Annotated in this window: 8 protein-coding genes and 1 pseudogene; 7 read left to right on the top strand and 2 right to left on the bottom strand. The window is 32.4% G+C overall.

What is annotated here, in order from left to right; all coding sequences use genetic code 11:
* The 4 genes from AW732_RS08685 to AW732_RS02925 all read left to right on the top strand — a co-directional run.
* A partial coding sequence (locus AW732_RS08685; protein WP_172790382.1) for a hypothetical protein occupies positions 1-236 on the top strand: 236 nt, incomplete at its 5' end.
* 267 nt (positions 237-503) lie between these two features.
* Positions 504-1,286, top strand: a complete 783-nt coding sequence (locus AW732_RS02935) for a hypothetical protein (protein ID WP_067958283.1) — start codon at positions 504-506, stop codon at positions 1,284-1,286.
* A gap of 142 nt (positions 1,287-1,428) precedes the next feature.
* Entirely contained in the window at positions 1,429-1,809 is a 381-nt protein-coding gene (locus tag AW732_RS02930) for a hypothetical protein (protein ID WP_067958281.1), read from the top strand.
* Between the two features lie 32 nt (positions 1,810-1,841).
* Positions 1,842-2,075: a hypothetical protein gene (locus AW732_RS02925; RefSeq protein WP_067958278.1), complete on the top strand. Its 234-nt coding sequence runs from the start codon at positions 1,842-1,844 to the stop codon at positions 2,073-2,075.
* Between the two features lie 221 nt (positions 2,076-2,296).
* Here the strand turns inward: AW732_RS02925 and AW732_RS02915 are convergent.
* Positions 2,297-2,956, bottom strand: a pseudogene (locus AW732_RS02915) (DUF5131 family protein); the annotation flags it as partial.
* 79 nt (positions 2,957-3,035) lie between these two features.
* Here AW732_RS02915 and AW732_RS02910 point away from each other — a divergent pair.
* The 3 genes from AW732_RS02910 to AW732_RS02900 all read left to right on the top strand — a co-directional run bounded on the left by AW732_RS02910 (position 3,036) and on the right by AW732_RS02900 (position 4,727).
* Entirely contained in the window at positions 3,036-3,422 is a 387-nt protein-coding gene (locus AW732_RS02910) for a hypothetical protein (protein WP_067958269.1), read from the top strand.
* 175 nt (positions 3,423-3,597) lie between these two features.
* Entirely contained in the window at positions 3,598-4,233 is a 636-nt protein-coding gene (locus tag AW732_RS02905; protein ID WP_067958267.1) for a hypothetical protein, read from the top strand.
* Entirely contained in the window at positions 4,191-4,727 is a 537-nt protein-coding gene (locus AW732_RS02900; protein WP_067958263.1) for a hypothetical protein, read from the top strand. Before AW732_RS02905 ends, AW732_RS02900 begins: the two co-directional genes overlap by 43 nt.
* Here the strand turns inward: AW732_RS02900 and AW732_RS02895 are convergent.
* Positions 4,724-5,272, bottom strand: coding sequence for a winged helix-turn-helix domain-containing protein (locus tag AW732_RS02895; RefSeq protein WP_067958259.1), 549 nt, complete (start codon positions 5,270-5,272; stop codon positions 4,724-4,726). The genes AW732_RS02900 and AW732_RS02895 overlap by 4 nt on opposite strands.
* Positions 5,273-5,493: the final 221 nt, after the last annotated feature.

Genomic DNA, 5,493 nt, shown 5'->3' with positions numbered 1-5,493 from the left:
GAATAATTGATTTGATTAAAAAACAAAAGATTGTAATTCCTACAAAGTACAAATGGATAATCCCGCAATTTACAGCCGTTCAAGGAGAACAAGTCAAACTAAAATCAACTGGTCAAATGTATACTCGATATTTTCACAGTGTTGCAGAACCTGATGATGCAATGCATGCAGCACTGTACAGTTTTATCGCATACGATGTAACTCAAGGTAGAGACTGGTCTTGGGTTTGCGGGTAATTTTGACTATCATCGTTTTGTGTATTTTATCGTTTTACTAATGTAGAGTATCACCTACATTACGTAAAGGGTAAACAGTCTGGTTTGCAAAATTAAATTAGGTACCTAGGTGAGTCCAAATTAAAATCAGTATAATCTAAACACAGTCATCATATCATTTCTACATTTTTTGCAGTTCATGCGAGACATGTGAATATGTGAATATAAAGATTAGTTCAATTTGGATTGAGTGATTTTTTATTAATCTCATACCATATGAATCAACTAATGACTACAAAAACAACCAAAACGATATTGTTTGCTTCTTTGATTGCTGCATTGCTAGCTCCATTTAGTACAATGGATTTTGCAGAAGCAAAGAAAGATCAATCTTTTGATGCTGATAAAGTAAGAAAGATCCTTGCTGACAAAAAAATCAAAGCAGACAAAGAAAAAACCGAAGCCAAAGATCAAAAGCAACATGAAAAAGCTGATAGAAAATTAGAAAGAATTGATATTTTCTCAAAATTGACTGATATCAAAGAGAAAATGGAAAATGAAACCGATGCTAAAAAATTAGCAAAATTAGATGCCAAAGCGCAAAAGCTAATTGTCAAGTATCAAAATACAGTTCAATCAGAAGAAATCGAAATGAGTACTCCTGTTGAATTTGGCATTAGACAAGTTGTTTCAAATCCAATTAGTTTTTCAACCACACAAACTAGAAGTCCTGACTGTAATAACCAAAATACTACATTTGGTTATCACACAGGTAATGGTGATTCATACCCAACCCACATCATTACTAATAATTGGGCTAGCCATCCAAGTAAAATTGGTGAAGGTGTGATTGGTGACTGTGATACATTTAATGGTCAGTATTTGGAAAATAAATTACAAACCATTGATGCAACTTGTTGGCATTACATGTGGCCAGTATCTGGAAACTTCTACAATCAACAATGTAACACCATCCAAATGTTAGACGTTGTTTTAGTCACCAACCAAGCATGGTATAATGGTGGTAAAATGTTTGATGCAACATATGGATGGACCGTAATGGTTACATAATCCTTTTTTCTTTTTTTTTAGATTGAATAAAAAATATTTGGCAATCATAGGAGTTTTAGTGTCTTTAGTAATCGCATCCTATTTGATATCTTATCAAAATAATCAACAAAATCACATCACTAATTCTTTGATGGGGCACATAATGGCCAAAGATTGCATGGAAAAAGCTTTAGAAACTGGAATTGACATCAATAATTGTACAGAAGATTATGTACCTCTAAAAGGAAATGAATCTGAATTGTGCAGTATGATCAATGGTCAATATGATGCAATAAACAATAATTGTATTGGCATAGAGCAACAACATTGTGTCATGATCGGTGGCAAGTTCATGTCAGACCCTAATCCATTTATTCCTACCAACTGTCTTTTAGATATCGAAGGTCTTGATTCACATGTTATTGGTGATTCTTACACATTTGAAAAACAGGGAATACAGCATGGGTTTGGTATTTGGTTGATATTGATAATGGTTGTTCCTGGAATATTCATAGCCTACAAATTCTACAAGAAAATAAAATAACATGAAATGAAACCCCGATATTCTTTTTTGCCATGAATCAAAAATATATTAAAATCATAATTGTAGTCTTGATTGTATTTGGTTTGTATTTCACAGTAACTAGTATTCATAATAGTTATCAATTTCAATTAACAAATCAAAATGAATTGCCAATTGCCATAATTGGAGCTTTAATTAGTACTGTATGGTTTTTCCCATTCTTCATTATTGCATATTTTGTATACCGAAAATACAAAAAATCTACAAATCCAACAGAGATGAGATAATAGATTGAATTTCAACATATTTCGCTGTCGTATTTGTGGCAGACGTGGAATGGCAGAAGAGCAGGATCTACACGAATGCAGATCACTCAAGGTTTACAAAATCACAGATAATATTTTACAAGTTTTTGATGGGAAATTATGGTATCCCTTGAAACTAGAAGAGGCATATCCGACGTTTTTTGACAAGGAGAAAAACCGACGTAGACTTGACAGAACCGATTTTATTGTATAACGTTGACTTGTTTGCGTTTTAGTACTTCATGTGAAATACAATGTTCTGCAAATGCAATTTCGTTGAATTCAATCTTCTTTAATGGATTACTGAATTTGATTTTTGGATACTCATCATAAATTCTACCGTTTATTTCTCTACCTTTTGACTTTGGTCTGATGCCGCCCCATTGTTTGAAAAATACTGCAACCTTTTGTTTCTTACATTGTTTAATGATTTCTAGAATCCATTCTTTTTCTACCTTACGATAATTGAATCCACTTTCACCACCAATGATTACCCAATCAATTCCTTTTAGATTTATTTTCCCAACAGAACCAACCAGTGGTTCAAAACTAATGAACTTAGTTTCTGATTTTACTTTTCTTAACTCATCAATTCTCCAAACATTATCTTCATTTTCTACACTTACTCCCATCCATATATGAGATGGAATCTTGTAACCAAAGTAATCATAAAACACATCTGAAAATTCCATCATGTTATGAGAACGTTTTGTAAGAATTTGGTAAGTATGTTTATCAGTTTTAATCATAATGTCAAAGCATTTTCCAATGAATTCAAAAGATGCTTTTTCGTGAAACAAGTCAGACATGCTGTTTACGAAAACTTTTCTTGGTTTCTTCCAAGTCAAAGGCAGTTTCAAATCATCAGGGTGTTCTACAAACTCAAATTCCTTTTTTTATTTTTTTACTAAGAATATTAAACAGAATTACAATTGAAAAATTATGAATAAAAAAATTATAATTTCAATTCTAGTTGTAGTATCAGTATCAATATCATTTGTAGGTTTAAATGCCTATATCTTTACACAATCAGACCGACTTCTTACAATTGAATTTAGTTGTTTTACTGGAATAAAGCCTAATGCATTCTCAGCTTATAGAACATATGATAATGGAACACATACTATTAACATGAATACTTGTGCGTGGATAAAAAATACCAATATGTTAACTGGTTCTGATGAATATCAGAAAATAAACAAAATGTCGTGTTCTGAACTCATAGAAAGAAATTCCAGTGGTGAACCATATCAAAATAAACAAAATAGATTGTTTGCTCAAGCAAAAATTACTAATTGTAATTTTGTGAAAGATTATGCTGGAACTTAAAACCAACACCGAATTAGGTACCTAGGTGAGTCCAAATTAAAATCAGTATGATCTAAACACAGTCATCATATCATTTCTATATTTTTTGCAGTTCATGCGAGACATGTGAATATAAAGATTAGCTCAATTTGGATTGAACTATTTTTTATTAATCTCATAATTTATGTAAATTTCAATGACGACAAAATATGTTCTATCAGGAATTGCCATGCTTTCCATAGTTCTATTCCTAACTGGGATTGAAACGGCATTTGCAAATTCTGAAACAACCAATGCTGAATTACAAGACAAATTGGGAAATGAGATACACGAAATTGAACGTGCAAATGAAGCATATTCAAAATTAGAACCAAACACAGAAGTTCAACAACTGATTGCAGATAATGAAGCAAAAATTGAATCTCTTGAAAAGAAATACTACGAACTTTCTCCAAAAAGACAGTTAGCAGATATTAGTGAAGAGAGAAGAAATGAACTCACATTAAACATGTGGAAATTGGCTTCAACTGATTATCCATTCTTATCAATGGGCATCAACTCATACACTGGTGAAATAAACATTATGTTGGATGAATCCAAGATATCTAACATTGATCAAGAACTTCAAAGGATTGTTGGTGAGAACATCCAGTTAAATATAACCTATGGACAAGATGACGCAGAATTTCAAGGTTCTTGTCCTAATCAAACTGGAAAATGTACCACAATAATCGGTGCTTCTAAAGGAGAACCAGACAACGTGAATGATATTATTGTACTATCAATATTGTGGCAACAAAAGGTTCTGGCGGTTCTCAAATCAATGGTGTGATAATTCCTCATCACTGCAACACAAATCATGACGACTATTGCCAATACAGTAAAAACACAGCCTCCCATGAGGTAGGCCCTCATCATACTGATGGTGGATGGTACTGTGATTGTGATTATGTGGAAATTGACACAAGGGCATCTAGCACAGGTAAAGTAAATGATGCTGGTAGTGATATTTCAGTCACCTATGGAGATTTGTCTGACAACGACGCTGTATATCTGATTGGACAGTACTCTAAAAAAGACTTTGGCACAATTGTTGAAGTTAATCAATGGAAATGGATCGATGGGTATCTGTACACTGATTTGTACTACGTCAAAAACATAAGCTTCAACACAGGAGATAGTGGAGCTCCTATTGTCAGAGATTCAGATGAAAAATATGGTGGAATGAATATCGGTGCAGGAACTGAAAACATTGACGGTAATAATATAACTGTCAATTATGTTCATGATTGGACATTCCTCAAATCAAAACTTGGTTTAAACTAAACCATCCTTTTCTTTTTTTCTATCCACATGACAAGTAATCCAATTATTATTATCAGATATGGTATACTTGCTGTTGGAATAATGGGTTCAACTGCAGTACTGCCTTGAAGATGTGCATCAGATGGGAAAATCCATGATGCGATAAAAGCAGATATTCCAATCACTGCAAATTTTATTCCATCTCTGAAAATTTTCTTCAAAAACCCATTTTCTTTAATCTCATAAGATTCATTAGGAGCAATCAACATACCATTCGGAATTCTAAAAAATCTGTGTTCTTCACCTTTTTCAGTTATTTTTTTATTTGTTATTTCAACTAGTCCAATAGATTCCATCTTTTGTAAGTGATGAATGACAAGACTTACTCTGAGTTCTAATTTCTTTGCAATTTCGTTTGTATACATCTCTTTGTCTATGAGCAATTTTATGATGTCTCTGCTTGACTTGTTGCTTAACAATTCACCAAGAATCTTTAATTTATCATCATCTGAAGAAAACACTTTGATTTTTTTAGAAACGTCACCTTGTTCTGTATTTTCTTTCACTAGTTTTTTTTAATTTCTCACAAGTTAATAAAATTATTTGAGGATTTGTTCAATTTGGATTGAACTATTTTTTATTAACATCATAATTTACGTAAATTTTAATGACGACAAAAAACATCAAAACAATATTGTTTGTATCTCTAGCTGCAATCATGGTGCTCTCCATTTCTGGATTGAGTATGGTTGATGCAGCTCCAAATGAGAATGCAAGTGATGTAGCA

The organism is Nitrosopumilus sp. Nsub, assembly GCF_001541925.1.
Lineage (GTDB): Archaea > Thermoproteota > Nitrososphaeria > Nitrososphaerales > Nitrosopumilaceae > Nitrosopumilus.
Note: the sequence above shows the minus strand (reverse complement) of the source record. Positions and strands in the feature narration are given on the sequence as shown.

What these genes read in the sequence shown, in the direction of transcription:
- AW732_RS02935 (WP_067958283.1), top strand. Translation starts at nt 504, where the DNA reads ATGACTACAAAAACAACCAAAACGATATTGTTTGCTTCTTTGATTGCT.
- AW732_RS02930 (WP_067958281.1), top strand. Translation starts at nt 1,429, where the DNA reads ATGGCCAAAGATTGCATGGAAAAAGCTTTAGAAACTGGAATTGACATC.
- AW732_RS02925 (WP_067958278.1), top strand. Translation starts at nt 1,842, where the DNA reads ATGAATCAAAAATATATTAAAATCATAATTGTAGTCTTGATTGTATTT.
- AW732_RS02910 (WP_067958269.1), top strand. Translation starts at nt 3,036, where the DNA reads ATGAATAAAAAAATTATAATTTCAATTCTAGTTGTAGTATCAGTATCA.
- AW732_RS02905 (WP_067958267.1), top strand. Translation starts at nt 3,598, where the DNA reads ATGACGACAAAATATGTTCTATCAGGAATTGCCATGCTTTCCATAGTT.